We start from the raw sequence: 25,452 nt of genomic DNA on the forward strand, positions 1-25,452 counted from the left end.
AAAAGCAAGTCTCGCATAGCAAGTGGTGCTAGATCGCGCTGTCAGGGTCGGCTTGCTTGCGGAGCGTTTTTGCGCCGTCGCTGCGCGACTTGCGGCGCGACCGGCTGCGATCGAACAAGGTCTTCAGTAGCAATCCGCCGCCGACTGCCGCCGCGCCCGGAACGGAGCGCGTCGCGACCTTCGTCAGACCGTAGGCCGTCAGCGTGTGCAGAAGCGAGCGGTTCTCGACCGCGTCCTTCGCGAATTGCGAGCCGTAGCGTTTGCCGACGAGCCCCTTTTCCATCGTCGTACGCGCCAGACGTCCGACGCTGCGCAGCAGGATGTCGCTGATGAAGAGGTTGGTCGCCGGGTTCGTGCTTGGACCGGGAACGTCGTTGTCGTCATCCACCGAATTGGCAGCGTCACGTATCTTGCGTCCGCCCCGGTCGGTGATGTGATTTGCCTTTGCCATGTTGCTGCTCTCCTGCCGACCGGCAAAAAGGCAGCGATGTCAGCCTCTTCGCGTCAGCTTTTCTTTCCAAAATCCACGGTGACGACGTTGGAGCCGTCCTCACTTTCACCAATGGACGAGGCGTTCGCCGGTTCCGCGCCTTCATTGCCCGGCGCATCGGCGGGAAGCGCGATGTCGGCCGCATCCGCCGCCTGGAACTGCAGTCCGAAATCGACTGCCGGATCAACGAATTGGGTAATCGCGGAATAGGGGATCGAGAGGTTCGAGGAAATCTGGTTGAAACTGAGGCCGACGCTGAAACCGTCCGGGCGGACGTCGAGGTCCCAGAACTTGTTCTGCAACACGATGGTCATCTCGTCGGGAAAGCGTTCGCGCAGGTGATCGGGAATGTCGACGCCGGGCGCCTGCGTCTTGAAAGTGATGTAGAAGTGATGCGCTCCAGGCAGCTGGCTGCCCGCGGCGACGATCTCCCCCAGAACGCGGCCCACGACCGCGCGCAACGCCTCCTGTACGATGGCGTCGTAGGGAATGAGGCTGTCAGGCGTCTCTTCACTCATGGAATGAACGACTGCCGCCATCGCGGCAGGCGGTCAAGTCTCCAATGCTTGCGAAGGCGCGAATTGTGCCTATAGCGTGCCGCCCATGCGCACCGGCACCATCTCCCGCAAGACGGCGGAAACCGCGATCGATGTGACCGTCGACCTCGACGGGTCCGGCACTTACGACATTGTGACGGGCATTGGGTTTCTCGACCACATGGTCGAGCAGTTCTCGCGCCACTCGCTGATCGACGTCACTTTGAAGGTCGATGGCGATCTGCACATCGACCAGCATCACACGACCGAGGACAGCGCGTTGGCACTTGGCCAGGCGTTGGCGCAAGCGCTTGGCGACAAGGCGGGGATCGGGCGCTACGGCACGGCCTATTCTCCGATGGACGAGACGCTGGCCCGCGTCGCGCTCGATATTTCGGGCAGGCCCTATCTCGTGTGGAAAGCCGGTTTCACGCAGGAAAAGCTGGGCGAGTGGGATACCGAACTCATCGAGCACTGGTTCCACTCCGTCGCCCAGACGGCCGGTATCACCCTGCATTGCGAATTGATCTACGGCAGTAACAACCACCATATTTGCGAGGCGCTCTACAAGGGGTTCGCCCGCGCCATGCGGCAGGCGGTTGAGCGCGACCCGCGCAAGGGCAGTGCCATCCCCAGCACCAAGGGGCAGCTTGGTGGCTGAAACAGTCGCGCTGATCGATTACGGCGCGGGCAATCTTCACTCGGTTCACAACGCGCTTCAGGCCGTCGGAGCGCAGGTCGTCGTGACCGACCGGCCCGAGGACGTGGCCCGGGCGAATCGCCTCGTCCTGCCGGGTGTCGGTTCGTTCAAGGCGTGCATGGACGGTTTGACGGCCATCCCGGACATGGCCGAAACATTGCGCGAGGCGGTGCTGGAGCGCCGCCGCCCCTTTCTCGGCATCTGCGTCGGGATGCAGTTGATGGCGCGATTTGGCCTCGAACATGGGCGTCACGACGGGCTCGGCTGGGTGGAAGGCACCGTTGCGCCCCTCAAACCATCGCGAGAGGTCAAGGTCCCGCATATGGGCTGGAACATGGTCGAACCGACAGGACCGGCCTCGCTCGTGGAACGCGGAGAAGCCTATTTCCTGCATTCCTACGCGTTCGAGCCGGGCGACGACGATCTCTCCCCCGTCTGCGCGGTGACGACACATGGCGGGCGGGTAACCGCGGCGATCCAGAAGGACACCGCGCTGGGCGTGCAATTCCATCCCGAGAAAAGCCAGAAATACGGGCTCGACCTGCTTACGCGCTTTCTCGCCTGGAAACCCTGACTTTATCGGAACCCGCGGCCCTCGCGATGCGTCTTGGGCTTGCCCCCTGCGAGACCAGATCAGCGAGACATGATGGCCAAACCCGAAAAGACCGACCTTTCCGATGCCCATACCGCCCGACCCGGCCTCTCCGGTCGCAAGGCGATCGTAACCGGCGGGACGACCGGCATAGGGCGCGCGATCGCGGTCCTGCTCGCATCCGAAGGCGTCGAGGTCTTCATCTGCGGGCGTAACGAGGATCACCTCGCCGACGCACTCGAGCGGATCGGTGAAGTCGGCAAGGGCAACGGGATTGCCTGCGACCTTGGCGAAAAGGGCGAGGTCGAGCGGTTCTTCTCCGAAGCGGGCAAGACACTCGGCAACTGGGACATCGCGATCATCAACGCCGCCGTTCCGGCAGAGGGGCTGGCGGATATGGATGGGGACGAGGTGCGTTACGCGCTCGCCGTCGATTTCACCGCTTACGTGATGAGCGCGCACCGGGCGGTCGACCATTTGCAGGATCGCGGCGATATCCTTTTCACCGGCTCCTATTCGACGCACAAGCTTGGACCGGGCAGCACCGTCTATGCCGGGGTGAAGAGCGGCATTCACGGTTTCGCCGAAGCATTAAGGCGCGAAGTCTCGCAAAAGGGCATCAAGGTCGGCCTCGTCACGCCTGCGCTGACCGGGTCCGATTTCCAAAAGCCGGACATCTCACCAGAAGAACAGGCTGATCGTATTCAAGACGAAACGATGATGCGCGCGGAAGACATCGCTGTCGGCGTCCACTTCATGCTGACCCAGCCGCGGCGGACCGTCGTGCAGGAAATGGTCTTGGTGCAGCGCGACACCGACGCCTGAGGCGCACATATCGCAGCGCCTGACGCGCTTGCCAGTTGCCTTGACTGCGCCCGCGAATTAACGGCAGGGGCGATGATAGTCTTTCCCGCAATCGACCTGAAGGGCGGCGAAGTCGTGCGCCTTGCCGAAGGCGACATGGCGCGCGCCACCGTCTATGGCGACGATCCTGCCGCGCAGGCGATGCTGTTCGCCGAAGCCGGAGCCGAGCACCTTCACGTGGTCGACCTAGATGGAAGTTTCGCCGGCCGCACCGAGAACCGCGAAGCGGTCGAGGCAATCGTCGCGGCCTTTCCGGGCCATGTTCAGCTGGGCGGCGGCATCCGCGATGCGGCGACGGTCGCGGGCTGGTTCGAGGCCGGTGTCGCGCGTATCGTCATGGGCTCCGCCGCGCTCAAAAACCCTGAATTCGTCAAGGACATGGCGCGCGAGTGGGAGAACGGCATCGTGGTTGCCGTCGATGCCCGCGACGGCATGGTCGCGACCGAAGGTTGGGCGGACGTGTCGGACGTGCCCGTCGTGGATCTCGCACGGCGGTTCGAGGATGCGGGCGTTGCCGCCCTGCTCTTCACCGACATCGGGCGCGACGGTCTTCTCAAGGGTTGCAACGTCGATGCTACGGTCGAGCTGGCTCGCAGCGTCGACATTCCCGTCATCGCCAGCGGCGGGGTGATGGGGCTGGACGACATCCACATCCTTTCCCTGCACGCCGACGAAGGGATCGAAGGGGTCATCACCGGGCGGGCGCTGTATGAAGGGCGGCTGGATTTGGCGACGGCGATCGCAATGGCGGGGCGGGGGTGATGTCGTTCGGTTTGATCATAATCGGTGCGACGATACTGATCGCGAGTTTTATGCTCATCCAAGGCATCCGAGGACGGGCTTTTCATTATTTTGGTCATGAAATTAGCGATCGACAAACAAGCCGTATTTTTGGTTCTCAATGTTTGTCTCGGTCCTTGTTATCGCGAATGGCATCTGGATGCTGACAATCTGGCTGGATGCCTTATGACCGTTCGCGTTCGGGTCATACCCTGCCTTGACGTCGCTAATGGGCGCGTCGTCAAGGGCGTCAATTTCGTCGATCTTAAGGATGCGGGCGATCCGGTCGAACAGGCGAGGGCTTACGACGCGGCAGGTGCGGACGAATTGTGCTTCCTCGACATTTCAGCAAGCCACGAAGGGCGCGGAACGTTGCTTGATATCGTGAAGCGCACTGCAGAGGTGTGCTTCATGCCGCTGACCGTCGGCGGGGGCGTCGGCAGCGTCGAGGATGCGCGCGCGCTCCTGCTGGCTGGCGCGGACAAGGTCGCGGTCAATTCCGCCGCCGTTCGCCGACCCGAAATCATGGCAGACATCGCGCAGCGCATGGGAAGCCAGTGCGCGGTCGCCAGCGTCGATGCGCGGCGGGTCTCCGCCCCCGGCGAACCGGCTCGCTGGGAAATCTTCACCCATGGCGGGCGGCGCGAAACCGGCATCGACGCAGTGGCCCATGCCGTCCGACTGGCCGAACTGGGTGCGGGCGAACTGCTCGTCACCAGCATGGACGGCGACGGCACGCAGGCAGGCTACGACCTCGAACTGACCCGCACCATCGCGAGCAATGTCGATGTTCCCGTCGTCGCGAGCGGCGGCGTCGGTACGCTCGATCATCTCGTCGCGGGCGTCGTAGAGGGTCGTGCCAGCGCGGTTCTCGCGGCGAGCATCTTCCATTTCGGCAAGCATTCCATCGCCGAGGCGCACCAGGCCTTGCGCAATGCCGGATTGCCTGCCCGTGAAGTAGCAGGCTAGGAAGCGCCGCATGGAAACGCTCGAACGCCTCGAAGCAACGATCGCCGCGCGAAAGTCGGCCGATCCAGATAGCAGCTACGTTGCGAAGTTGAACGCCGGCGGCCTGCCGCTCATGGCGCGCAAATTGGGCGAGGAAGCGGTCGAGACAGTGGTGGCGGCACTGGACGGATCGGACGAGGAACTCGTCGGCGAAAGCGCGGATCTGATCTTTCACCTTGCCGTCCTGCTGTCGGCCAGGGGGCTTAGCCTCAGCGACGTGATGGCCGAACTCGACCGCCGCGAGGGCGTTTCCGGTATCGCGGAAAAGAACAGCAGGAGCGCGCAATGACCGTCGACGTGACCAAGCCCTACGATCCGGACAATATCTTTGCGAAGATCCTGCGCGGCGAAATTCCGTCGAAGAAGGTTTACGAGGACGAATGGTCCTATGCCTTTTACGACATCAACGCTCAGGCGAAGACACACATCCTGATCGTGCCCAAGGGCGCTTACGTGAGTTGGGACGACTTCTCGACGAAGGCCAGCGCGGAGGAGATTGCGGGGTTCGTCCGGGCCGTCGGCAAGGTCGCGCGGGATAGCGACCTTGTAGAGCCCGGCTATCGCCTGCTGGCGAATGTCGGCCATCATGCCGGTCAGGAAGTCCCACATCTTCACGTTCACCTGTTCGGGGGTGAACCGCTGGGACCGATGATCGCGCGATAAAACCGTCCTGTCGCTACGGAATATGTGTTTACAAGGCGAAGCTTGCCCTCCAATTGCGCGTTTGGTTAAGAATTCGCGTATATCGCTATGAAGACATCTCCCGCCCTGCCCGACGGCATCATCGACGGCTCGCGCCATCTCTATGCCGTCCGGGTATATTACGAGGATACGGATCTGTCGGGCATCACCTATCACGCCAATTACCTCAGGTGGTTCGAGCGGGCGCGCAGCGACCTCTTGCGGCGTCTCGGCATCGATCAGCGCGCAGCGATCGAAGCGGGCGACGGCGCTTATGCGGTTGCCGATCTGCACATTCGCTATCGCTCCCCCGCCAGGCTCGATGACGATGTTCTGATCGCGACCACGGCGAGCGACGTGAGGGCCGCGAGCTGCGTGATGCAGCAGACCGCCACGCGCGAAGGCGAGGTTCTGGCCGAAGCCGACGTTACCGCCGCCTTCTTGTCGCCGACCGGTCGCCCTCGCCGTCAACCCGCCGAATGGCGTGCGACCTTCGCGCGCTTCATCGATGGAAACTTTCAACCGGAAACCGTAACCCAATGAACGTCTTGCTGCCCCTGATCGGAGCCGTCGCCCCGACGGCCGACCACCTCGATCCGCTCGAACTCTTTCTGGAGGCGGACATCGTCGTCCAGCTCGTGATGGCGGGATTGCTCCTCGCCAGCCTGTGGGTCTGGACCATCATCATCTCCTTCACCATGCGAATGGGCAGACTGCGCAAGGCCAGCCGTGTTTTCGAGGACAAGTTCTGGGATGCGGACGACGTCGACCGCTTCATGTCGGAGCGGCGCAGCAAAGCAACGCCCTCGGCGCGCGTCGCAGATGCGGGCATCCGCGAGTGGCGTCGATCGACTGGTAGCGGAACCGCCGGAGGCTCGACCGGTCCGCGCGATCTCGACGGAACGAAGGAACGGCTCTCGATCGCGATGAACAGCCAGGTTGCCATTGAGGCCGACGCGCTCGCCGACCGGCTGAACTTCCTCGCCACCGTCGGTTCGGTCGCGCCCTTCGTCGGCCTGTTCGGAACCGTCTGGGGCATCATGAACAGCTTCTTTCAGATCGGCGCACAGGAAAACAGTTCGCTCGCCGTCGTAGCACCCGGCATTTCAGAGGCGCTCTTTGCGACGGCTATCGGCCTGTTCGCCGCCATTCCCGCGGTCATCGCCTACAACCGGTTCAGCCACGACGTGAACCGCTTCGAAGCGCGTCTCGGTCGCTTTGCCGATTCGATCCACGCCGCACTCGGTCGGCAACTGGAGAACTGACGATGGCGATGGGACTCCATGCGTCTGGCGGGCGAAGGTCAGGCGGAAGGCCGGGTGGGCGGCGAGCGCCCATGGCGGAAATCAACGTCACCCCGTTCGTCGACGTGATGCTCGTCCTCCTTATCATCTTCATGGTGACCGCTCCGCTGCTGACGGCAGGTGTCCCGGTCGAGTTGCCCGAAAGCCGTGCCAACCCCCTGCCGACCGAGCAACAACAGCCGCTGACGGTCACGATTACCGCGGACGGCACGATCTATCTCGGCGAAGAAGCCGTGCCGAGCGGAGCATTCGCCGATCGCCTCGCGGGCATCGTGCCCACGGGCGACAGCACCATGCCGGACGTAACGCTGCGGGCAGATACGACATTGCCCTATGGCCGGGTCGTCGCGGTGATGGGCGAACTCAATCGCGCCGGGCTCAATTCGATCTCGCTGGTAACCAGCGGTTCAGTCACGCCGCCATAGTAATCGTCGACGATGGCCACTTTGCCCCCGTCTCCGTCCGCGACCTATCGCCGTGAAGAGCGTATCGGCCTTGCGGTTGCGGCCGCCGCGCATCTGGCGCTCGTCGCCGTCTTGCTGATTCAACCCGCGCCCGAACCATTGAGCGACGTTCCGGAGCGCATGACGGTTAGCCTGGCGGAGGATGTCGGCCTCGAAGCGACTGCCCCCGTTCCCGTTCCCGAAAGCCGGGCGGCAACCGCGCCGACGCGCGATCCCGAGCCGCCCACCCCTGAGCAGGTGACCCCCGTTCAGCGAGTCGTCGAGCGGACAGTCGTACCCGACCCTACTCCGAGACCGCGAAGCCAGCCCACGCCTCGTAGGGCCGAACCCCAGCCGCAGCCGCGCCCCCAACCCGCGCAACGCGGCGGCAGCACGTTCCGCGACGCCTTCAGAAGCGGGCTCGGCGGCAATCCCGACAGCAGCGAAACGCGCGCCCCGGCGGCGACGTTCGGTGCGAGCGAGCAGGCGGCGCTTGCACAAGCCATCAACCGGCAATTGCGACCGCATTGGCGTGCCCCGCAAGGCGTCGATGCCGACAAGCTGGTGACGGTGTTGAGCTGGCGTCTCAATCGCGACGGTTCGCTCGCCGGGACGCCGCGGGTGGTCAGCCAGTCCGGCATCAACGATTCCAATCGCGCTCAGGCGGACATCCATGCCGAGCAGGCGATCAGGGCGGTGCAGCTTGCCGCACCTTTCAATCTGCCCGAACAATTCTACGACGAATGGAAGCTGATCAGCGATTGGCGTTTCGACAGAAGGCTATGAAGCAAATGACGTTCAAGAACCTCCTCTACACAATCGGTTGCATCGGCGCGCTCGTTGCGACGCCTGCATTCTCCCAGACCGAGACGCCCACCCCCGCCCCCACGCAGGAGCGCAGCGGCGGTCTGTCGGGCAGCGTCACCGACGAAAGCGCGTGGGAAGACATCGGGATCGCCATTCCCGGCTTCGCGACCGACAACAACGTGCCGACGCCTGCCAATGCGGAAGGAACGGCGGCATTAGGCGTGGCGCTCGCCGAAGTCATCACCGCCGATCTCAAGAATAACGGGCTGTTCAAGCCGGTCGGACCCAATCGCCTGCCGCAGCCGCGCTTCGCCAGCATCGCCTCGCCCGTCTGGTCGAACTGGACCAGTCGCGGCGCCGAAATGCTCGTGCATGGTTACGTGACGAAGCGCGACGACGGACGTCTGACCGTCGGCTGCTACCTCTACGACATCGCGCTGCAGGACCAGCTGGTCCGCGAAGGCTGGGTCGTGCAGCCGTCGGAATGGCGCCGCGCGGCGCATAAATGCGCCGACCTCATCTATTCGCGCCTGACCGGCGAAAGCCCGTTCTTCGACAGCAAGATCGCCTATATCGCGGAGACCGGTCCGAAGGGCGACCGCACCAAGCGTCTTGCCATCATGGATAGCGACGGTGCGAACCATCGCTTCATCACCAATGGCCGCTCGACCGCACTGACGCCGCGTTATTCGCCCGACTACAGCCAGCTGCTCTATCTCTCCTATGTCGACGGAAACCCGCGAATCTACGTCTATGACATCGGCACCGGCAAGCAGCGCCTCGTCGTCGAGAACAAGAACCCGACGCTCGCGCCACGCTGGTCGCCCGACGGGGAGCACATCCTGTTCTCGATGGCCGTTGCCGGGAATACCGACATCTATCGCGTTCCCGCAACCGGCGGGCGCGTCACGCGCCTGACCGATACGCCAGGCATCGACATCGGCGGTTCCTATTCTCCGGACGGCTCGCAAATCGTTTTCGAAAGCGATCGTTCGGGTAGCCAGCAAGTCTATGTGATGGATGCGGACGGCTCGAACCAGCGTCGCCTCACCTTTTTCGGCGGACGCGCGGCAACACCGGAATGGAGCCCGCGCGGCGACCAGATCGCCTTCACGCACATCACCGGCAATTTCCGCATCGGCGTCATGAACCCGCAGGGCCGCAATCTACGGCATCTGACCAATGGATGGCAGGATGAGGCACCGACCTGGGCACCCAATGGACGCATCTTGCAGTTTTTCCGCACCGAAAGAAACTCGGGCGACACTTCCCTGTGGCAGGTCGACCTGACGGGTGATAATCTGCGTCGTCTGCCGACGCCGGTCGATGCGTCCGATCCGGCATGGGGACCGATTTTACCGTAATTGCGTTAGCTAACTATTGTTCACAACAGGGTTTCACTCAAGCCGTAGGACTTAACACCATGAACAAACGCTTCGTCACATCGCTGCTGCTCGGTTCCTCGCTGGCTCTTGCCGCATGTTCGCGCAATGCGCCCGAAGAACTGCCGCCGGAACCGACACCCACACCGACTTCGCCCACCACCGGCACGCCGACGCCGACCGGTCCGGCTGTCGGCAGCCAGGCGCATTTCGAGAACGCGGTGAACGGCCAGAACGTTATCTATTTCGACACCGATCAGTACGACATCGATTCCGAAGACAGCGCCGCGCTGCGCACGCAGGCCGGTTATCTCAACCAGTATCCGAACATTACCGTCACCGTCGAAGGGCATACCGACGAGCGCGGAACGCGCGAATACAACCTCGCGCTGGGCGAGCGACGCGCCAATGCGGCGAAGAACTTCCTCGTCAGCCTGGGCATTCCGGAAAGCCGTATCCGCACCGTCAGCTACGGCAAGGAGCGGCCGGTCGCACTTGGTTCAAATGAAAGCGCATGGGCGCAGAACCGTCGCGCGGTAACGGTCGTCGTCAACTGATCCGACAAGACCAATGATGATATGAGAAACCCCGGTCCGATGAGGCCGGGGTTTTTCTTTTACTCTGTCAGACTTGCCGGGCGGCCAGATCAACCAAACGGGACCGAAACGGCGAGCTCGGGCGCGTCGATAGCCCCATGGTTCGCAGCCGCGCTCACGACGAAGAACGCCATGACGGCGGTGCAGACGGCGGCGGAAAATTTCAGCTGAGGGCTCATGTCGGGTTCGCGTTAGCAGCAGGTCGATTAACGTAATGTTGCGCTGCAACAGAAGTTCCGCTTCGCCATGGCATCGAAGCCATTTGAGCGGTACAAGCCCTTGGAACCCGCCGCATTACCCCCTAGAAACAGAAGCAATGTTCGTTTTGTCTTCAATTTCGATATTCCGTTCGGGTCCGCCTGCATGAGCGGATCGCGCCGCTCGAACGATTGGGGCTTTCCCCGTTGGCGAAGCTATGATGCGACCGATCGCCAAGCGACGACCGTGCGCGAATGCGATCGCCACGGCTGCTCGGAGAAGGGCGATTGCCCTGCTCCCAAGGCGCCGAACAGCCCGGATCGCTGGTATTTCTGTCAGCGCCATGCCGCTGAATACAATTCGAAATGGGATTATTTCGAAGGGCTGGACAAGGCGGAGAAAGCTGCGCGTGCCAAGGCGGAGCAAAGCGAGAATGCGGGCTATGCGGAGGCACAGCATTATGGCTGGTCCGGCTCGGGCGATGGCAGCCGCACGGCCGACGAAATGCGCGCGCTCGAAATTCTGGGGCTTGAGGCGGATGCCGAGTTCGACGCCATCAAGAAGGCGTTCCGCATGAAGGCGAAAGAGGTGCATCCCGACGTCAAACCGGGCGATGCGGAGGCGGCGCAGGAATTTCAGAAGATCCAGCTATCCTACAATGTGCTGAAATCGGCGGAAGAACGGCGGTTCTGGAAAGGCTGAGACAGCTTTTTCGCCTTACGGCGCTTGCGTTACCGGGCGGGGCACGTCTTCGATTTGCAGATTGCGGCGCGAGACGATGATCGCTCCGGCAATGAAGGTGCCGAAAAGAAACCCTTCCATGCCGGCGCTTGCCAAGCTTCCCTGCATCCCGAAGCCATCGCCGCCGAACGCCGTTCCCAAGGCCGACAGGTCGATGCGCGACTGCGGAAACTGCCGCGCCAGCAGATCGAGGCTGCCCGCCATCAGGCGCCCGCCGGTTACTGCCACAAGCAAGCCGCTTGTTGCGGCAACCAGGCCTGCCGCAACCATCCGATAAGCCAGCGCATGCCCCCGCAAGCTAAGGGCCAGCCACACGCCGCCACCGACACCGCCGCCCAGCACGGCTCCTTCGAATGCGCCGGTCATGTTCCCCGGCGACTGCCCAAGAATGAGCGTGAAGGCATCGAGGCCGAGCAACCTGCCGAGCGCACCAATGACGAGCCCACCCGCTGCAGCGCCGAGAACCAGCGCCCAGCCCCTGCCCGCCAGTTGGCCGACCGCCATTCCGAGGCAAACGCCTGCCGCTCCGAGAAGCGAGACGAGAATGGTGAGGCACATCACGACGAGGAAGGCGGACGCGGCGCCGCCGCCATTGGTTGCCGCGGCGCTGGCGACGATCGCGCCGTAAATCGCGCCCCCGACAAACCCGGCAAGTCCCCCGCCAAGCGTCCCGGCACCGGCAAGCAGCAGGTGGTCTTTCAGAGCGTTAGAGTTCCGGTGATCGACTTTCGGATCGGTTACGCTGCGTCCGGCCTCGCCCGATGCGCGCTCGACCGGCGCAATAAAGCGATAGCCATATCGCGGCACCGTCTCGACGAAGCGCGGCGCGCTCGCATCGTCATTCAAACATTTGCGAATCGTTCGGATGGCCTGTGTCAGGGCTTCATCGGTCACGGGCACCCCGCGCCAGACTTCGTCCATGAAGTGGTCCTTCGTGACGAGATCACCAGCATTACCGACAAGCAGGACCAAAGCGTCGAAATATCGGCCGCCGAGCTCGATCGGTTCGCCCTCGCGTTCCAGCTGTCGGTTCGCCGGATCGAGGCTATAGCTCGCAAAGAGAAAACGGCACTCACCCATGGATTTCAGCGCTTCCTCACCTTTTGCTCATGCCGCTCATCCAGGCTGGACGTATCGCCGAACCGTCAAGGTACGACGACAAGGAGAGTATAGAATGAGCGATACGATGCAATCACCCAAACCCGGCAGTCGCTGGAAAGTCTGGGGACCATGGCTCGGAATAGTCATGCTGCTTTCCATCCCGTTCCTCGCAATGCAAATTACAGGAGAAGTCAATTGGGACGAAACCGACTTCATCGTCATGGGCTCCCTGTTGGCGTTTTTCGTCGGGACGTTTCAACTGTTCGCTCGCACGCGCTTTGGACGCGGCAAGATGCTCTATATCGGCTTCGGCCTGTTGATAGTCTTTCTGTATATTTGGGCGGAACTCGCCGTCGGCATCTTCAACATTCCCGGCATCAGCGGAAGCTGACGGTAACGAGGCAGGCGGAGCGCGTGGTTGCGCTCCGCCAGACCTTTCCCCCTCAGACCTGTTCCAGAGCCTGATCGAAATCCGCGATAAGATCGTCGGGATCCTCGATCCCGATGGAAATGCGCACGAGGCTGTCGGTAATGCCGAGCTCCTGCCGCCGGCCATGCGCGACGGACAGGTGCGTCATGCTGGCGGGGTGACTTGCCAGCGTCTCGGTTCCCCCAAGGCTCACCGCGAGCTTCGCGACCCGCAAAGCGTCGAGGAAGCGGAAACATTCCGCCTCGCCACCCTTCAGGAACAGGGAGAAGGTCGATCCGGCACCAAGGCAATGCCGATCGAAGATGTCCTTTTGGCGGTCGTCGCGGATCATGCCGAGATAGCCGAGCCCATCGACCTTCGGATGATCGGCGAGAAAGGCGCAAACCTTCTCCGCATTCTCTCCGGCCCGCTGCATCCGCAATTCGACCGTTTCGAGCGATCGGAGCAGCATCCACGCCGTATTGGGGTCGGCGATGCCGCCCATCGTGTTGCGTAGCGCACGGACCGGGTCCATCCAGCTTTTCTTCCCGGCGATGCTTCCCGCGACGAGGTCCGAATGGCCTCCGACATATTTCGTAAGGCTATAGGCCACGATGTCGGCACCATGGTCGAGCGGTCGCTGCCAGAGTGGTCCGAGGAACGTATTGTCGATGGCAATCGGGCATGACGTGTCGAGCGCCGCATCCCGCGCTTCTTTCACCGCCTCGATATCGACCAGCGCGTTCGTCGGATTGCCCGGACTTTCGAGATAGATCATGGCAACCTTGCCGCCCTGGTCGCCCGCCTGCTTCTTTGCCTCTCCGAGCACGTCGTCGAGCTGCTGGCGCGAGGCCCCGGCCGGAAAATCGACATAGGTCACGCCGAACTTGCTCATGACCTTCGCGACGAAACCTTCGCTCGCTGCGTAAAGCGGACCGGAATGGACGATGACGTCGCCCGCGCTGCAATAGGCCATCATCAGAATGCAGATGGCCGTCATCCCGCTCGAGAAGCACAGCGCGTCCTCTGCCCCGTCCCAGATGGCGAGGCGATCTTCGAGGATTTCCTGGTTCGGACCGTTGAACCGCGAATAGACCAGCCCCTCAGCGCCGCCTTCGCGCTGCCCGGTGATACCTTCGAAATGGCGCTTGCCCGCCGCTGCGTTCTCGAACGCAAATGTGCTCGTCAGGAAGATCGGCGGTTTTAGCGATCCTTCGGAAAGCGCCGGGTCGTAACCATGCCCCATCATCAGCGTGGATGGCTTCAGTTCGCGCCCGCCTATCTGCGTGGCTTCGGGCTTGGGCTTGCGCCGGGGCGTGGGTTGCTCGGTCGAATCGACGGCATCGGTCATGATTGTGTCTTCCTTGTCGAACGCTCCCAGGAAGGCAGGAGCCATGTTGCGCTCGTCGGCCAAAGACGCCTCGCTACAGCGCGACACGCCCCAGCACGCCTAACCTCCGCAGGTATGCATGACCGGCGAGCACAGGATTGCTGGGGCCGTCTCTATCCTGCGCGGTTGCCTGGTTCAATACGCTGCGGGTCCGAGCGCGTCGCTCCGTTAGGCCAGCGCGGCCATCCCCCAGACCATTCCGACGATCAGGAATATGCCGGCGAGGTCGAGCATGATGCCCGCCGCGACCATCCGGCCAATGCGGATACGGCCTGTCGCCCAGGCGATTGCGTTCGGCCCGGTCCCCGCGGGCAGCATGAAACCCCAGCTCGCCGCGAGTGCCGCCGGCATGGCGAGCAGGATCGGATCGGCGCCAAGCGCGACGGTCAGGCTACCGACGACGGGTATGATACCGCTTGCGGTTGCCACATTGCTGGCGAACTCCGTGATGAGGATGACCATGGCAACGACTGCGAGGGCGACGATCGGCAGCGGAACGCTGGCTAGCGGAAGTAGAGCGTTGCCGAGCCAGTCCGCAAGTCCCGACGCGCTCATCCCGGAAGCCAGCGCCAGCCCGCCGCCAAACATCATGATGACGCCCCACGGTGCGCGGTCGGCTTCCTCCCACACCAGCAGCGGGCGGCCCGTGCCATCCGGAAGGACGAACAGAGCAAGACCTGCCGCGATCACAATCGTGCCATCGGTCAGCGATCCCTCCGGCAACAAGGGTTCGAGCAAGGGCTGGCTCATCCACAGGAGGAAGGTAATCGCCACCACCGGCACGAGCCGCTTTTCCGCGCTTGACCAAGGGGCATGATCGTCGATCGCATTGCACGCAGCGGCAAGGTCGAAGGGGTGGCTCGCGACCCGCTGGACCTTCGCGATGAGAAACGCGGCGAGCGGAACGCCTACGATGACGACCGGCAGGCCGAACAGCGTCCAAGTGGCAAAGCTGATCTCGGTACCGACGATGTTCGCCAGCAAGCCCACGGCGATGGCATTGGTCGGCGATCCGACAAGCGTGCCGAGACCACCGATGCTCGCTGCAAAGGCAATGCCCATCGGCAGAGCGCCCGACAGTCCGTCCGAGCCGGGCTTGTCCGCGCCTGCGCCGCCCTCGCCCCCCGCGAGGACCGCAAGCGCCATCGGCATCATGATGAGCGCAGTGGACGTGTTCGAAATAAGCATCGACAGGATTGCCGCTGCTATCATGAAGGCGAGCAGCAAGCCTGTCTGACCGGATCGTGGCCCGACCAGCCTCAGAATGGCAAGGCTCAATCGGCGATGGAGACCCGTCCGCTCGATTGCGAGCGCGATGAACGCCCCGCCAAGTATCAGGAACAAGATCGGCGAGTAATAGGCGCTTGCCGTTTCGCCAGCCGTCATGACGCCGGCGAAGGGCAGCACGAGGAACGGCAACAGGGCCGTCGCGGTGAGGGGGATCGCTTCGGTCATCCACCACGCCGCCATCAGCACGACGAGGCCGGCGACGATCCAAGCCTCGCGCGACATTCCGGCAGGAGCGGGCAGAAAGATGGTCGCGGCGAAGGCCGAAATGCCGATCGCCAGCCCAAGCTGCGCTGCTTTCATCCGTACCCCTCCCCTTAAGGGACGAAAGCTATCAAGAGGTTCGCGCTTCTACAAAGAAAAAGGGCGCAGGAGCGGTCGTCCCGCCCATGCGCCCCATTCTTACTCTCTTATCGGATGGCTATTTCGGCGAAAGAACCATCAGCATCTGACGCCCTTCGAGCCGGGGAAATGCCTCGACCTTGGCGACTTCGCCAGTATCGTCCTGCACACGCTTCAAAAGGTCCATGCCGAGTTCCTGGTGCGCCATTTCGCGCCCGCGGAAACGAAGGGTGACCTTCACCTTGTCGCCGTTGTCGATGAACTTGAACACGTTGCGCATCTTCACGTCATAATCATGCGTGTCGATGTTCGGACGCATTTTCACTTCCTTGATGTCCTGCGTCTTCTGGCTCTTGCGCGCGGCATTCGCCTTCTTTTGCGCTTCGAAGCGGTATTTTCCGACGTCAAGGAACTTGCACACGGGCGGATCGGCGTTCGGCGAAACCTCGACGAGGTTGAGGCCCAGACCGTTTGCCTGTTCGGTCGCCTCGCGCGTGTACATCACACCAAGGTTCTCACCGTTTTCATCGATGACCCGAACCTTGTCGGACTGAATGAAGTTGTCGAAGCGCGGACCGCTTTTCGTGGGCGGCTGAAGTGAACGCCGTGGTGGACGAGCTATGGGGCAGTCTCCTGAATTTGCCGTTTGTCTGGCGCCCTATTTAGGGGTCGCCGCGCAATTACGCTAGCCCCGCGTTCAAGCGGCGCGCGAATTGTTTTCCCGCCAGAGGGGAAATTGCAACAGACGCCCCTTTGCGATCAGCAGCGCCCGAATGTCGCTCGCAGGTTGCAGCGCCCGCACGATGGCAGGATCGCCAGCCGGCATCCCAGCGGTCAGCGCACCGAAGGCCGGCGCGACGAGGCGGCATGCACTGTTCTCCTCCCCCTCGCACTTGCTCACGACGACGCAGGGGCGGCGTATCTTCCGGCGGTTGATGCTGAGTTCGAGCCGCGGGTGGAAATGGCCGGAAATCTCCGGACGCCGCTCGCCCCGCTTTGCGATGTGGCGCAGGACCACCCCGCCAAGTTCCATTTCCGGAAGGACGGTACCGCCGCAGGATGCTTCCATCGACACCGTGTCGGTCCCGTCGTCATGGTTGCCGGTGATCCAGGTCCAATCGACCATTCGCGTCAACGCACCGAGCATTCCCGCCGCATGATCTTCCAGCCGAAGCGCGCCGCGTCGATCGTGGAAATTGTCGCCCAGTGTAATGACCCTCTTTGCATCGGTCAGCCTAATCGCATCGGCGACGCGTTCTAGGGTTTCCCGGCTGTCATAGGGCGGAAGGGGTTGGCCGTGGCTGGCGTAGAAGCTCGCCTTTTCGAGGTGCAGGTCCGCCAGCAGCAGGGCGCGCTGGCGCGGCCAGTAAAGCGCGCGGCTTTCCAGCAGAAACCATTCCTCGCCAGCGAACGAAAGGGGAACCATGCACGTCCCTTGCCGCAAGCCTTCGTACATGGCAAGGCCGGATCGCATGAACGGGATCGAGCGATGAGCGACTGGGACAAGCATACGGAGCGCGCCAAAAAGGCGTTCGAGGAACTGCGCGACGACATCTGCGCGGAGTTCGAGGCGATCGAGCGAGAGGCCGGTTCCGATGCAAGTTTTAATTATTCGCCATGGGAGCGGGTCGAGGAAGGCAACGAGAACCCGGGCGGCGGCGTCCGCGGCGTCATGAAAGGCAAGGTGTTCGAGAAGGTCGGCGTCAACGTTTCGACCGTGCACGGCAACTTCGCGCCGGAATTCGCTGCCAGCGTTAACGGGGCGAGCGCAGAAAATCCGGGCTTCACGGCGACCGGCATCAGTCTTGTCGCGCATATGGCGAACCCGCACGTCCCTGCCGTCCACATGAACACGAGGTTCCTGACCACCGGCAAGGCGTGGTTCGGCGGAGGTGCAGACCTCAATCCCCCGATACCCTACAACGAGGATACGGCGGATTTCCATGCGGCCTTTCGCGCGGCATGCGCGGCGCACAACCCGACCTATTACGAGCGTTTCTCGAAATGGGCGGATGAATATTTCTACATTCCGCACCGCCAATGTCATCGCGGCGTGGGAGGAATATTCTACGATCATCTCGAATGTGACGACGATCCGTCCTTCGAGCGGAACTTCGCCTTCACGCGGGATGTCGGACGGACATTCCTGCAGATCTTCCCGCAGATCGTGAGACGTCGGATGGAGAGCGCCTTCGACGATGAAGATCGGCAAAGGCAGTACGAATGGCGGGGTCGTTACGCGGAATTCAATCTCGTCTATGACCGGGGAACGCTTTTCGGACTGAAGACCGGGGGCAACATCGATGCGATCCTGATGAGCTTGCCCCCGATCGCGACTTGGAACTGAGCTGAACTCTCCGACCGCCGTTCGAACTGTGCAGATATGACACGGTGAGCGGACTTAACGCGAACGCCATGGTTAATCGTCTTGGCGCGTGAATTGGCGCGAGATACTGCAATTCGCTCGGAACGCAGCCAACTACGAAGCCGCCGTCAGCGGCGCGAAAAGGTCGAACTTGGACAAGACAAACGCCCATAGCCCGCGCGGTCTTGCTCTTGCGACGATGCTGCTGTCGATCGTCCTGCTCTGGCCGGCTTATCTCAATTGCGGACCGTTCTGGTTTCCGGATACCAGCACATATATTCGCGGGGCGGACGCGGCGACAGTGTGGCTGACCGGCTCGCCATCGGAATGGTCCGACCGGCTTGCGATCGAGCCCGCAGAACCCGTTGTCGCTGACGACGCTGATACCACTGCGCAGAACGAGGCTTCCGCTACCGGCTCCGCGAAGTCGCGCGTCGTGCCGACGCAGCCCGTCATATCCGGGCGTTCGATCTATTACGGGTTCCAGCTATACCTTCCCATGCGGTTTCTCGGGCCGTGGGCGGCGGTGTTCCTGCAGTCGCTTATCGTTGCCGGATTGCTCGTCTTCGCCTTGCATCTGCTGTTCCGCGAGACGGGGGCACTCGAAAAGCGTGGCTTGTTCTTCGGCAGCCTCGTCCTTCTCGCCCTTGTCACGCCGCTTCCCTATTACACCGCGATGCTGATGCCGGACGTTTATTCAGGAATTATAGTCCTTCTTCTCAGTGTCCTGCTCGTGTTTTGGTCGCGACTGTCGACCGGCGAGAAAGCCGTCCTTCTGATAGCCTCGGGCATTCTTGCGACGTTTCATACCACGCTGCTTCTGCTGACGGTCACGACTGGCCTCCTGGCTGCGATCATCCACTGGCCCCTGCGCTCCGCATGGAAGCCGCTGCTGCGAGCTGCACCTGTCCTCATCATTGCCGTGCTTGCAGGAACGATGTTCGATTGGGGTATCGAGAAAGCGCTCGATCGAAAGCCGGTCTCGCCCCCGTTTCTTTCGGCCCGGCTCGTAGCCGACGGTTCGGGCAGCGCCTATCTTCGCAAGACCTGTTCGCAGGATGCGGACCGCTGGGCGTTGTGCGCGCATCTCGACAAGCTTCCGCTGGAAAGCGACGAAATGCTTTGGGACGAGCGGCCCGGCAAGGCTGTCTTCTGGACGGCGCAACTCGCGGAACAGCAGCGTCTGTCGGCGGAAGACAAGCCGTTCTTCCTGCACGTGCTGGCCGACGACCCGTTCGGTGTCATCGGCGATGCGATCAGGGGCACGGCAATCCTGATCGGCAGCTACGATCTGGTCGCGTTCAATTATCCCGATTTCCATATCAACGAAATATCCGAGAAATATCCGTCAGAAATCGGCGAGGGCATCAGGTCGACTCTCGCAGCGAAGAAGGCGATGCCGGTCGCCTTCATTGGCTGGAGCACGCTGGCAGTGGTGCTCGTAAGCTTCGGCTTAATGGCCGCAATCTGCTATCGGGTCTGGCAGGGGCGGGAAACGATAGCGCGCGGAGCCTGGCAGGTGACGATCCTGTTGCTCGGAGGATGGTTGGCAAACGCGGTGATCTGCGGCGCGTTGTCGAGCCCGACCGACCGCTATCAGATGCGGCTCGCCATTCTGGTGCCCCTCGCTGCGGTAACCCTTGTCGCCGCGCGGCAGCGCAAGCACGCGACGATCAACGGTGCGCTGACCGCCTGAACCTTCAGTTCTGGGAGCGCTTGTCGATCATGTCGGCAAGCAGCGTGAACATCCCCGTATTGAAGCTGAAAAGGTAGAGTAGCAGCGTCTTCTCGGTCAGGTCGCCGTTCCATATGTCGAAGCCCAAACTGACCGTCGCCGCCAAAAACAGGATTGCCACGAGCGGCAGGAACGCCCGGATCGGAGCGAAATAGGTTCCGGTCCGCATGATGATATTAAGAAAGCGCAGCGTGTCGCGCACCGGTTTGATCTTCGACTGGCCTACGCGTGCAGCGTAGCTGATCGGAATGAACTGCACCTGCCGCCGCGTCGTCAGCATGGCGAGCGTGATGGTGATGGTGAAGCTGAACCCGTTGGGATAGATGCCGAGAAACTTGCGTGCCGTCTCCGCCCTGAACACCCGCAGTCCGGAATTGATGTCGGGCACGGTCCGGCCCGCGATCCAGGACACCCAGCGCTTCAGGAAGATCTTCGGCACGGCGCGCACCTTCGAATAGACAACCCCCGGTCCGGTGCGCGAGCCAACCACCATGTCCTTGTCGCGGCAGGCGCGGGCGAGTTCGAGCAGGCGGTCATTTGGATAGGTTCCGTCGGCATCGGTAATCGCGATGAGTTCGGTCTTTGCCGCCTGTAATCCGGTCTTCAGCGCCGCGCCATAACCCTGGTTGTATTCGTGATGGAGAACGCGCAGCCGCGGGTAATATTTCACCAGTAGCTCGAGGATCTCTGCCGTCCGGTCGCTCGACCCGTCGTTCACCACCATCAACTGCCCCTGCGCTTCCTGCGCAATGGGATGCAGTTCCTTCACCGTATCCTCGATCGAGCCTTCCTCGTTATAGGCGGGAACGATGATTGTCAGATCGACGCTGTCAGACATTGAATAATCCGTTTCGATGGAATTGGGTTGGGCAGGGAAGGAGGCGAGATGGGTTCGGAAGCGCGCCCATCTTCGCGCGGCACCGCGATGACCGTCCACCTACCGCGTGAGCGTTGCGGTATGGTAAAGGGCCTCTTCGCGACACCCCTTATCTTTCCGCAAAAAGCCAGCGATAGGCGAAGAACTTGATGGTGGCGGAGGCGGCGAGAACGATGAGCAGGACTGGCACGTAGGTCAGCCCGCTATACTCCAGCAGCGCGATGAAGGCCCCGTATTCGGCAAGGCGAAACGCGCCGTTCGTCACGATATAAGCTGCGATGTCGCGTCTCCAGTCGTTGCGGCTCTTGAAGACGAACACCCGCATCAGCACCATGTTGCCGAGATAGGCGGTGGCGAAACCGATCGCGACTGCGATCCTTTCGGGAACGGCAAAGAACTCGTGCAGGACGATCGGCAGGAGGAACGACATCGCCGCGCTGAATCCGGTCGAAACGGCGAAGCGCAGCAACTGGCCGATCAGCTTGCCGTGCCGGTTCGCGAATGTTCCCTGCCCCCTCATCGCGCTGCGCCTCGTTCCCTTCGTGCGGCATGTCAAGAAATTGCTATCGTCGTGCCTGCCGGAACGCACAAACCCCTTGCCCTTCGCGTAAAAGCCATCAACCTTGAGAGAAGATGTTACGGCAATACGAACTGGTCGAACGGGTCAAGGCTTACGACCCCGACGCCGACGAGGCGATGCTGAACCGCGCCTATGTCTATACCGTGCAAAAGCACGGCAGCCAGAAACGCGCGAGCGGCGATCCCTACTTTTCGCATCCGGTCGAGGTCGCCGGACTGATGACCGACCTGAAGCTCGATCAGGAAACGATCGTCACTGCCCTGCTTCACGATACGGTCGAGGATACGCTCGCCACTATCGAGGATATCGAGGCGAATTTCGGCGGAGAGGTCGCGCGCCTCGTCGACGGGGTGACCAAGCTTTCGAAGATCGAAACCATGCCAGAGGACGAGCGCGCGGCGGAGAACCTGCGCAAGTTCCTGCTCGCGATGAGCGAGGACATCCGCGTCCTGCTCGTCAAGCTGGCCGACCGGCTGCACAACATGCGCACGCTGCATTTCATCAAGAGCCCCGAGAAACGCGCCCGGATCGCGCGTGAAACGATCGAGATCTATGCGCCTCTCGCCGAACGGGTCGGCATGTACGAATATATGCGCGAGATGCAGATGCTCGCCTTCCGCTATATCGAGGCCGAAGCATACGAAACGATAACCCAGCGCCTCCAGCAAATACGTGAAAGCGATACCGGGCAGGTCGATGCGATCGCACTGGCGATCAAGCAGGCTCTTTCGGAGGCAGGGCTGAAGGTCGAAGTCTCCGGCCGGGAGAAGCACCCCTATTCCATCTGGAAGAAGATGGCCGAGCGCCACGTCACCTTCGAACAGATCACCGATATTATGGCGTTTCGCGTCATCACCGAAAACGAGGCCGATTGCTACGCAGCTCTGGGCGTCCTGCATACCGTGTGGCAGTTCATCCCCGGTCGGTTCAAGGACTACATCTCGACGCCTAAGAACAACGGCTATCGCTCGCTTCACACCTCGCTGATTTACGAGAACTCAATGCGTGTGGAGGTCCAGATCCGCACCCGCGTGATGCATCGCCGAAACGAATTCGGGCTGGCGGCGCACTGGGCCTACAAGCAGGGCGACCGGCCCGACGGACAGGTCGGCTGGTTACGCGATCTCATCGAAATCGTCGATGCGAGCCACGATCCCGAGGAACTGATGGAGCATACGCGGCTCGCCATCTATCAGGACCGAATCTTCGCCTTCACGCCCAAAGGCGCCCTGTTCCAGCTTCCCAAGGGCGCGACGCCGGTCGATTTCGCCTTTGCCGTGCACACCGATCTGGGGGCGCAAATGGTCGGCGCGAAGATCAACGCCCGCCACATGCCCTTGCGCACGCAGTTACAGAACGGCGATGTCGTCGAAATCATCAAGGCCGAGGACGCGGAACCGCAATTGTCCTGGCTCGGCTTTGTCGTCACGGGCAAGGCGCGTGCGGCCATTCGCCGGGCGGTGCGCGCGAAGGAACGCGAGGAAGTAAGCGAGCTCGGCAGCAAGCTGTTCGACGAAATCGTCGAGCGTATTCCGTCGAAAATCGGCAAGAAGGCACGCGCTGGGGCAGTCGAACGGCTCGGCCTCGAAGACGAGGACGCGCTGATGTACGCTATCGGCGCGGCGAAGATCACCGATCGCGAAGTGATGGAAGCGCTCGTCCCGGGCTCGACGGCGGACCTTGCACCGAACGACGACTGGGCGCAGCAGGGCAAGGCAATCTCAATTCGCGGTCTGACGGCGGGCGTCGGCTTTCACCTTGCCGAATGCTGCCACCCCGTTCCGGGAGACCGGATCGTAGGTATCAGGAAACGCGATTCCGGTGTCGAGGTTCACGCGATCGACTGCATCACCCTCGCCAACGGGATCGACGACGACTGGCTCGACCTGTCCTGGGGGTCGCGAAGCGCGGGCGCGGTCGGTCGGCTTCGCATAACGCTTTACGACAGGATGGGCGCGCTGGCCGAAATGACCGGCATCCTTGCGAAGAACCACGTGAATGTGAAGAGCATCGCGCTCGTGCAGGAGGACGCGCCCTTCGCCTCCTGGGAGGTGGACCTCGAAGTGCAGGATCTCGCGCATCTGACACGAATCCTCAGCGCGCTACGGGCTAGTGATGCGGTCACCCAAGCGGAGAGGATCTGATGGGCATCGTCGGCCTTGACCACGTACAACTCGCCATGCCGCGCGGCGGTGAGGTACGCGCGCGCCGGTTCTATCGCGACCTGCTCGGAATGCAGGAGGTCGAAAAACCTGCACATCTGCAATCGAACGGAGGCTGCTGGTTCGAGGGCGGCGACGCGCATATTCATCTGGGCGTCGAGGATGAATTCGTTGCGGCACGAAAGGCGCATCCCGCGCTGCTGGTCGACGATCTGTCGATGTTCGTCGCGCGCCTGGGCAAGGAAGGCGTCGGTTTTACTCCCGGCAAACCGCTCGAGGGTTACGAACGGGGCGATATAGAGGACCCGTTCGGCAACCGCATCGAACTGATGCAACGGCTTTAGTCAGCGTCTCGTCTGACCGGCACCGGGATATTGCAGATGTCGGCGCCACCTGCCGGCGCGATGAAGAAGGGATCGCGTCGATTGGCGCGCGCTTCGGCATATCGAGCGAAGGTCTCGCTCTCTGTCGAGAGATATTCGAACGAGGGTTGTTCGGCCGGTGGCAGATCACTGGCGACGCGGATGGTCTGGATGGGCACCCGCTCCTCGGCGCTTTCATAGAAGCCAAGATTGCCCGTCCCGCGCGGCAGGCTCGAAAGATGCTCGATCCCTTCGATCACCCGCCCGACCAGCGCAATGTTACGGTCGAGATGGCGCGGTGCATGGCCGATCACGGTGTAAAGCTCTGCGCCCGACCCTGTGTCCGGCGAGTAGCCACGCCCGACCCCGACCATGCCGTAGCAATGCACGGGCCATCGGTCCGACTTGTCGGGATACTGACGAAAGGCAAACGGCCAGCCGCTCTCGAATGTTGCGGAACTCGCATAGGCGTCTCGCAGGATAGGGGTCGGCCAACCTTCTCTGGTAGTAGGACTGAAGTCAGCTTCTATGTCCGGAGAAATCAGGCCAACCGGCACGCGCGCCGTGTAATCCCCTTTCCCCATCATCCGCAGCCCCTCCGGCAGTGGCTTCGCCTCGCCGGTCGCCTCCGGGTTGTCGTAATTCGGATCGCCCCACTGGACGACGTAGTTGTCTTGTACGCGGTTGACGCTGATGTCATCGTACCAGCCGCTTCGCGCCAGCAGGCGAATGTTTTCCACCCAGCCCTGACTGAAAGGCGCAGGCATTAGCTGGATCACGACCTTGCGTTCCGTACCGTCCGCTGCCGGGGCCAAGGTCATGACCAGCAGGTCTTCCGGAGCGATCGCGACCCAGTCGTCCGTGCTCGCCTGATCGACGATCTCGTTCGGGGACGGAGCGGGCGCGTCCTGCGCGATGGCCGGAATGGCGAAGGCAGCCAGCGCCATGACTGCGAGATAAGGCTTCTTCATGGCGCTCACTTTGCCATGACGCGCCGTAAAGACAAGCCGCTCAGCCCGCCGCATCTTCGAGGGCATGCATATCGTCATCGCTCAGACCGAAATGATGACCGACTTCGTGAATGAGGACATGCGCCACCAGATGTTCGAGCGTTTCGTCGCCGCGCGCTGCCCACTCGTCGAGGATCGGGCGGCGGAACAGGCGGATGCGGTCGGGCAGTTCGCCGCTCGCCTCGATCGTCTTTTCGGTGAGCGGGCGCCCCTCGTAGATACCGGTCAGTTCGAACGGTTCGTCGAGATCGACGGCGGCGAGCGTTTCCTCGTCCGCGAAATCCTGCACCTGTACGATGACGCCGCGCAGCATCGCCTTCATTTCCTCGGGCAGATTGCCGAGCGCCTCGAGCGCCAGCGTTTCCATCTCCGCCGCGGTGGGCGCAATGCCGATCCTTCGCTTCATCGCAGCCTTTCGCTAGGGGTTCGGCGGGGTTTGCGCAATGTTGCTCAGGCAGTTTGCTCGCAAATGTCTGGCTTGCCGCGCTTGCCTTGCCCCGTGCCTGCCGCTACAGGCGCTTCTCCTTGCCAGGCAGGACGAATGCGGAGCGGTGGCCGAGTGGTCGAAGGCGCACGCCTGGAAAGTGTGTATACGGTAACCCCGTATCGAGGGTTCGAATCCCTCCCGCTCCGCCACTTAGTCTGGCTCGTTGGGTTCCATCAGAGAATATCTCGGTACTAGGGCGCAAAACCGCGCTTCTTCAACGAGA

General features: G+C 62.2%; 31 protein-coding genes and 1 tRNA gene. 20 read left to right on the forward strand and 12 right to left on the reverse strand.

Annotated elements, in window-relative coordinates; genetic code table 11:
• Positions 1–28: 28 nt before the first annotated feature.
• Together GRI38_RS07885 and GRI38_RS07890 are read right to left on the reverse strand one after the other, a co-directional pair.
• On the reverse strand, positions 29–451 hold the full coding sequence (locus GRI38_RS07885) for a hypothetical protein (protein WP_160682294.1): 423 nt from the start codon (positions 449–451) through the stop codon (positions 29–31).
• A gap of 53 nt (positions 452–504) precedes the next feature.
• Positions 505–1,008, reverse strand: a complete 504-nt coding sequence (locus tag GRI38_RS07890; RefSeq protein WP_160682295.1) for an SspB family protein — start codon at positions 1,006–1,008, stop codon at positions 505–507.
• Positions 1,009–1,093: 85 nt separating this feature from the next.
• Between GRI38_RS07890 and hisB the strand changes: the two genes are divergently transcribed.
• The 13 genes from hisB to pal all read left to right on the forward strand — a co-directional run bounded on the left by hisB (position 1,094) and on the right by pal (position 10,144).
• Complete coding sequence (gene hisB / locus GRI38_RS07895; protein WP_160682296.1) at positions 1,094–1,687, forward strand: imidazoleglycerol-phosphate dehydratase HisB; 594 nt, start codon at positions 1,094–1,096, stop codon at positions 1,685–1,687.
• Entirely contained in the window at positions 1,680–2,300 is a 621-nt protein-coding gene (hisH, locus tag GRI38_RS07900) for an imidazole glycerol phosphate synthase subunit HisH (RefSeq protein WP_160682297.1), read from the forward strand. The genes hisB and hisH overlap by 8 nt, the downstream gene beginning before the upstream one ends.
• 69 nt (positions 2,301–2,369) lie before the next feature.
• Entirely contained in the window at positions 2,370–3,143 is a 774-nt protein-coding gene (locus tag GRI38_RS07905) for an SDR family oxidoreductase (protein ID WP_237487385.1), read from the forward strand.
• 72 nt (positions 3,144–3,215) lie between these two features.
• Positions 3,216–3,944 (forward strand): 1-(5-phosphoribosyl)-5-[(5-phosphoribosylamino)methylideneamino]imidazole-4-carboxamide isomerase, encoded by a 729-nt coding sequence (gene hisA / locus GRI38_RS07910; RefSeq protein ID WP_160682298.1) that lies wholly within the window; start codon positions 3,216–3,218, stop codon positions 3,942–3,944.
• A 204-nt stretch (positions 3,945–4,148) separates the two neighbouring features.
• The gene (hisF, locus tag GRI38_RS07915) at positions 4,149–4,931 is read left to right on the forward strand and encodes an imidazole glycerol phosphate synthase subunit HisF (RefSeq protein WP_160682299.1); all 783 of its coding nucleotides are present in this window, start codon (positions 4,149–4,151) and stop codon (positions 4,929–4,931) included.
• 10 nt (positions 4,932–4,941) lie between these two features.
• The gene (locus GRI38_RS07920) at positions 4,942–5,259 is read left to right on the forward strand and encodes a phosphoribosyl-ATP diphosphatase (protein WP_160682300.1); all 318 of its coding nucleotides are present in this window, start codon (positions 4,942–4,944) and stop codon (positions 5,257–5,259) included.
• The gene (locus GRI38_RS07925) at positions 5,256–5,633 is read left to right on the forward strand and encodes a histidine triad nucleotide-binding protein (RefSeq protein ID WP_160682301.1); all 378 of its coding nucleotides are present in this window, start codon (positions 5,256–5,258) and stop codon (positions 5,631–5,633) included. Before GRI38_RS07920 ends, GRI38_RS07925 begins: the two co-directional genes overlap by 4 nt.
• 87 nt (positions 5,634–5,720) lie before the next feature.
• Positions 5,721–6,194: a YbgC/FadM family acyl-CoA thioesterase gene (locus GRI38_RS07930; RefSeq protein WP_160682302.1), complete on the forward strand. Its 474-nt coding sequence runs from the start codon at positions 5,721–5,723 to the stop codon at positions 6,192–6,194.
• Positions 6,191–6,916: a protein TolQ gene (gene tolQ, locus GRI38_RS07935; RefSeq protein ID WP_160682303.1), complete on the forward strand. Its 726-nt coding sequence runs from the start codon at positions 6,191–6,193 to the stop codon at positions 6,914–6,916. The genes GRI38_RS07930 and tolQ overlap by 4 nt, the downstream gene beginning before the upstream one ends.
• Positions 6,917–6,918: 2 nt before the next feature.
• Positions 6,919–7,380 (forward strand): protein TolR, encoded by a 462-nt coding sequence (tolR, locus tag GRI38_RS07940; RefSeq protein WP_160682304.1) that lies wholly within the window; start codon positions 6,919–6,921, stop codon positions 7,378–7,380.
• A gap of 12 nt (positions 7,381–7,392) precedes the next feature.
• Entirely contained in the window at positions 7,393–8,184 is a 792-nt protein-coding gene (locus GRI38_RS07945; protein ID WP_160682305.1) for an energy transducer TonB, read from the forward strand.
• Positions 8,181–9,569 carry a Tol-Pal system beta propeller repeat protein TolB gene (tolB, locus tag GRI38_RS07950; protein WP_419880260.1) on the forward strand — a complete coding sequence of 463 codons (1,389 nt, stop codon included), beginning with the start codon at positions 8,181–8,183 and terminating at the stop codon, positions 9,567–9,569. Before GRI38_RS07945 ends, tolB begins: the two co-directional genes overlap by 4 nt.
• Positions 9,570–9,628: 59 nt before the next feature.
• Positions 9,629–10,144, forward strand: a complete 516-nt coding sequence (pal, locus tag GRI38_RS07955) for a peptidoglycan-associated lipoprotein Pal (RefSeq protein WP_160682307.1) — start codon at positions 9,629–9,631, stop codon at positions 10,142–10,144.
• A gap of 89 nt (positions 10,145–10,233) precedes the next feature.
• On the opposite strand, the gene GRI38_RS14220 is transcribed toward pal, so the two are convergent.
• Positions 10,234–10,362, reverse strand: coding sequence for a hypothetical protein (locus GRI38_RS14220; RefSeq protein WP_272916423.1), 129 nt, complete (start codon positions 10,360–10,362; stop codon positions 10,234–10,236).
• 184 nt (positions 10,363–10,546) lie between these two features.
• On the opposite strand from GRI38_RS14220, the gene GRI38_RS07960 reads away from it, so the two are divergent.
• Positions 10,547–11,083, forward strand: a complete 537-nt coding sequence (locus GRI38_RS07960) for a J domain-containing protein (RefSeq protein WP_160682308.1) — start codon at positions 10,547–10,549, stop codon at positions 11,081–11,083.
• 15 nt (positions 11,084–11,098) lie between these two features.
• On the opposite strand, the gene GRI38_RS07965 is transcribed toward GRI38_RS07960, so the two are convergent.
• Positions 11,099–12,202 carry a winged helix-turn-helix domain-containing protein gene (locus tag GRI38_RS07965; protein ID WP_160682309.1) on the reverse strand — a complete coding sequence of 368 codons (1,104 nt, stop codon included), beginning with the start codon at positions 12,200–12,202 and terminating at the stop codon, positions 11,099–11,101.
• 94 nt (positions 12,203–12,296) lie between these two features.
• Here GRI38_RS07965 and GRI38_RS07970 point away from each other — a divergent pair, with 94 nt between their 5' ends.
• A complete protein-coding gene (locus GRI38_RS07970) occupies positions 12,297–12,614 on the forward strand; it encodes a hypothetical protein (RefSeq protein ID WP_202389858.1) in 318 nt (105 codons plus the stop codon).
• A 52-nt stretch (positions 12,615–12,666) separates the two neighbouring features.
• On the opposite strand, the gene GRI38_RS07975 is transcribed toward GRI38_RS07970, so the two are convergent.
• The 4 genes from GRI38_RS07975 to pdeM form a co-directional block, all read right to left on the reverse strand.
• Positions 12,667–13,983, reverse strand: a complete 1,317-nt coding sequence (locus tag GRI38_RS07975) for a cystathionine gamma-synthase family protein (RefSeq protein WP_160682542.1) — start codon at positions 13,981–13,983, stop codon at positions 12,667–12,669.
• A gap of 207 nt (positions 13,984–14,190) precedes the next feature.
• Entirely contained in the window at positions 14,191–15,612 is a 1,422-nt protein-coding gene (locus GRI38_RS07980; RefSeq protein WP_160682310.1) for an SLC13 family permease, read from the reverse strand.
• A 118-nt stretch (positions 15,613–15,730) separates the two neighbouring features.
• Positions 15,731–16,273: a translation initiation factor IF-3 gene (gene infC, locus GRI38_RS07985; protein ID WP_160682544.1), complete on the reverse strand. Its 543-nt coding sequence runs from the start codon at positions 16,271–16,273 to the stop codon at positions 15,731–15,733.
• 75 nt (positions 16,274–16,348) lie between these two features.
• A complete protein-coding gene (gene pdeM, locus GRI38_RS07990) occupies positions 16,349–17,077 on the reverse strand; it encodes a ligase-associated DNA damage response endonuclease PdeM (RefSeq protein WP_160682311.1) in 729 nt (242 codons plus the stop codon).
• Positions 17,078–17,140: 63 nt separating this feature from the next.
• On the opposite strand from pdeM, the gene hemF reads away from it, so the two are divergent.
• Positions 17,141–17,998 (forward strand): oxygen-dependent coproporphyrinogen oxidase, encoded by an 858-nt coding sequence (gene hemF / locus GRI38_RS07995; protein WP_160682312.1) that lies wholly within the window; start codon positions 17,141–17,143, stop codon positions 17,996–17,998.
• Between the two features lie 169 nt (positions 17,999–18,167).
• Positions 18,168–19,712 carry a hypothetical protein gene (locus tag GRI38_RS08000; RefSeq protein ID WP_160682313.1) on the forward strand — a complete coding sequence of 515 codons (1,545 nt, stop codon included), beginning with the start codon at positions 18,168–18,170 and terminating at the stop codon, positions 19,710–19,712.
• A 4-nt stretch (positions 19,713–19,716) separates the two neighbouring features.
• On the opposite strand, the gene GRI38_RS08005 is transcribed toward GRI38_RS08000, so the two are convergent.
• Positions 19,717–20,589, reverse strand: coding sequence for a glycosyltransferase (locus GRI38_RS08005; RefSeq protein WP_160682314.1), 873 nt, complete (start codon positions 20,587–20,589; stop codon positions 19,717–19,719).
• A 148-nt stretch (positions 20,590–20,737) separates the two neighbouring features.
• Positions 20,738–21,148 carry a GtrA family protein gene (locus GRI38_RS08010; RefSeq protein WP_160682315.1) on the reverse strand — a complete coding sequence of 137 codons (411 nt, stop codon included), beginning with the start codon at positions 21,146–21,148 and terminating at the stop codon, positions 20,738–20,740.
• 113 nt (positions 21,149–21,261) lie between these two features.
• On the opposite strand from GRI38_RS08010, the gene GRI38_RS08015 reads away from it, so the two are divergent.
• Positions 21,262–23,352: a RelA/SpoT family protein gene (locus GRI38_RS08015; RefSeq protein WP_160682316.1), complete on the forward strand. Its 2,091-nt coding sequence runs from the start codon at positions 21,262–21,264 to the stop codon at positions 23,350–23,352.
• Positions 23,352–23,714 (forward strand): VOC family protein, encoded by a 363-nt coding sequence (locus tag GRI38_RS08020; RefSeq protein WP_160682317.1) that lies wholly within the window; start codon positions 23,352–23,354, stop codon positions 23,712–23,714. The genes GRI38_RS08015 and GRI38_RS08020 overlap by 1 nt, the downstream gene beginning before the upstream one ends.
• On the opposite strand, the gene GRI38_RS08025 is transcribed toward GRI38_RS08020, so the two are convergent.
• Positions 23,711–24,703 carry a peptidylprolyl isomerase gene (locus tag GRI38_RS08025; protein WP_160682318.1) on the reverse strand — a complete coding sequence of 331 codons (993 nt, stop codon included), beginning with the start codon at positions 24,701–24,703 and terminating at the stop codon, positions 23,711–23,713. The genes GRI38_RS08020 and GRI38_RS08025 overlap by 4 nt on opposite strands.
• A gap of 40 nt (positions 24,704–24,743) precedes the next feature.
• Positions 24,744–25,148: a metallopeptidase family protein gene (locus GRI38_RS08030; RefSeq protein WP_160682319.1), complete on the reverse strand. Its 405-nt coding sequence runs from the start codon at positions 25,146–25,148 to the stop codon at positions 24,744–24,746.
• Positions 25,149–25,287: 139 nt separating this feature from the next.
• Here GRI38_RS08030 and GRI38_RS08035 point away from each other — a divergent pair.
• A tRNA-Ser gene (locus GRI38_RS08035) sits at positions 25,288–25,378 on the forward strand.
• Positions 25,379–25,452: the final 74 nt, after the last annotated feature.

The organism is Parapontixanthobacter aurantiacus, assembly GCF_009827635.1.
GTDB lineage: Bacteria > Pseudomonadota > Alphaproteobacteria > Sphingomonadales > Sphingomonadaceae > Parapontixanthobacter > Parapontixanthobacter aurantiacus.

Coding starts and splice junctions, on each gene's coding strand:
- GRI38_RS07905 (WP_237487385.1), top strand. CDS start 2,370: ATGATGGCCAAACCCGAAAAGACCGACCTTTCCGATGCCCATACCGCC.
- GRI38_RS07930 (WP_160682302.1), top strand. CDS start 5,721: ATGAAGACATCTCCCGCCCTGCCCGACGGCATCATCGACGGCTCGCGC.
- GRI38_RS08025 (WP_160682318.1), bottom strand. CDS start 24,703: ATGAAGAAGCCTTATCTCGCAGTCATGGCGCTGGCTGCCTTCGCCATT.
- hisF (WP_160682299.1), top strand. CDS start 4,149: ATGACCGTTCGCGTTCGGGTCATACCCTGCCTTGACGTCGCTAATGGG.
- pdeM (WP_160682311.1), bottom strand. CDS start 17,077: ATGGTTCCCCTTTCGTTCGCTGGCGAGGAATGGTTTCTGCTGGAAAGC.
- GRI38_RS07925 (WP_160682301.1), top strand. CDS start 5,256: ATGACCGTCGACGTGACCAAGCCCTACGATCCGGACAATATCTTTGCG.
- hisB (WP_160682296.1), top strand. CDS start 1,094: ATGCGCACCGGCACCATCTCCCGCAAGACGGCGGAAACCGCGATCGAT.
- GRI38_RS08010 (WP_160682315.1), bottom strand. CDS start 21,148: ATGAGGGGGCAGGGAACATTCGCGAACCGGCACGGCAAGCTGATCGGC.
- GRI38_RS07970 (WP_202389858.1), top strand. CDS start 12,297: ATGAGCGATACGATGCAATCACCCAAACCCGGCAGTCGCTGGAAAGTC.
- hisA (WP_160682298.1), top strand. CDS start 3,216: ATGATAGTCTTTCCCGCAATCGACCTGAAGGGCGGCGAAGTCGTGCGC.
- pal (WP_160682307.1), top strand. CDS start 9,629: ATGAACAAACGCTTCGTCACATCGCTGCTGCTCGGTTCCTCGCTGGCT.
- GRI38_RS07980 (WP_160682310.1), bottom strand. CDS start 15,612: ATGAAAGCAGCGCAGCTTGGGCTGGCGATCGGCATTTCGGCCTTCGCC.
- GRI38_RS07965 (WP_160682309.1), bottom strand. CDS start 12,202: ATGGGTGAGTGCCGTTTTCTCTTTGCGAGCTATAGCCTCGATCCGGCG.
- hemF (WP_160682312.1), top strand. CDS start 17,141: ATGAGCGACTGGGACAAGCATACGGAGCGCGCCAAAAAGGCGTTCGAG.
- GRI38_RS07945 (WP_160682305.1), top strand. CDS start 7,393: ATGGCCACTTTGCCCCCGTCTCCGTCCGCGACCTATCGCCGTGAAGAG.
- GRI38_RS08030 (WP_160682319.1), bottom strand. CDS start 25,148: ATGAAGCGAAGGATCGGCATTGCGCCCACCGCGGCGGAGATGGAAACG.
- GRI38_RS14220 (WP_272916423.1), bottom strand. CDS start 10,362: ATGAGCCCTCAGCTGAAATTTTCCGCCGCCGTCTGCACCGCCGTCATG.
- GRI38_RS07920 (WP_160682300.1), top strand. CDS start 4,942: ATGGAAACGCTCGAACGCCTCGAAGCAACGATCGCCGCGCGAAAGTCG.
- tolQ (WP_160682303.1), top strand. CDS start 6,191: ATGAACGTCTTGCTGCCCCTGATCGGAGCCGTCGCCCCGACGGCCGAC.
- GRI38_RS08015 (WP_160682316.1), top strand. CDS start 21,262: ATGTTACGGCAATACGAACTGGTCGAACGGGTCAAGGCTTACGACCCC.
- GRI38_RS07890 (WP_160682295.1), bottom strand. CDS start 1,008: ATGAGTGAAGAGACGCCTGACAGCCTCATTCCCTACGACGCCATCGTA.
- tolB (WP_419880260.1), top strand. CDS start 8,181: ATGAAGCAAATGACGTTCAAGAACCTCCTCTACACAATCGGTTGCATC.
- GRI38_RS07960 (WP_160682308.1), top strand. CDS start 10,547: ATGAGCGGATCGCGCCGCTCGAACGATTGGGGCTTTCCCCGTTGGCGA.
- tolR (WP_160682304.1), top strand. CDS start 6,919: ATGGCGATGGGACTCCATGCGTCTGGCGGGCGAAGGTCAGGCGGAAGG.
- GRI38_RS08020 (WP_160682317.1), top strand. CDS start 23,352: ATGGGCATCGTCGGCCTTGACCACGTACAACTCGCCATGCCGCGCGGC.
- GRI38_RS07885 (WP_160682294.1), bottom strand. CDS start 451: ATGGCAAAGGCAAATCACATCACCGACCGGGGCGGACGCAAGATACGT.
- GRI38_RS08005 (WP_160682314.1), bottom strand. CDS start 20,589: ATGTCTGACAGCGTCGATCTGACAATCATCGTTCCCGCCTATAACGAG.
- GRI38_RS07975 (WP_160682542.1), bottom strand. CDS start 13,983: ATGACCGATGCCGTCGATTCGACCGAGCAACCCACGCCCCGGCGCAAG.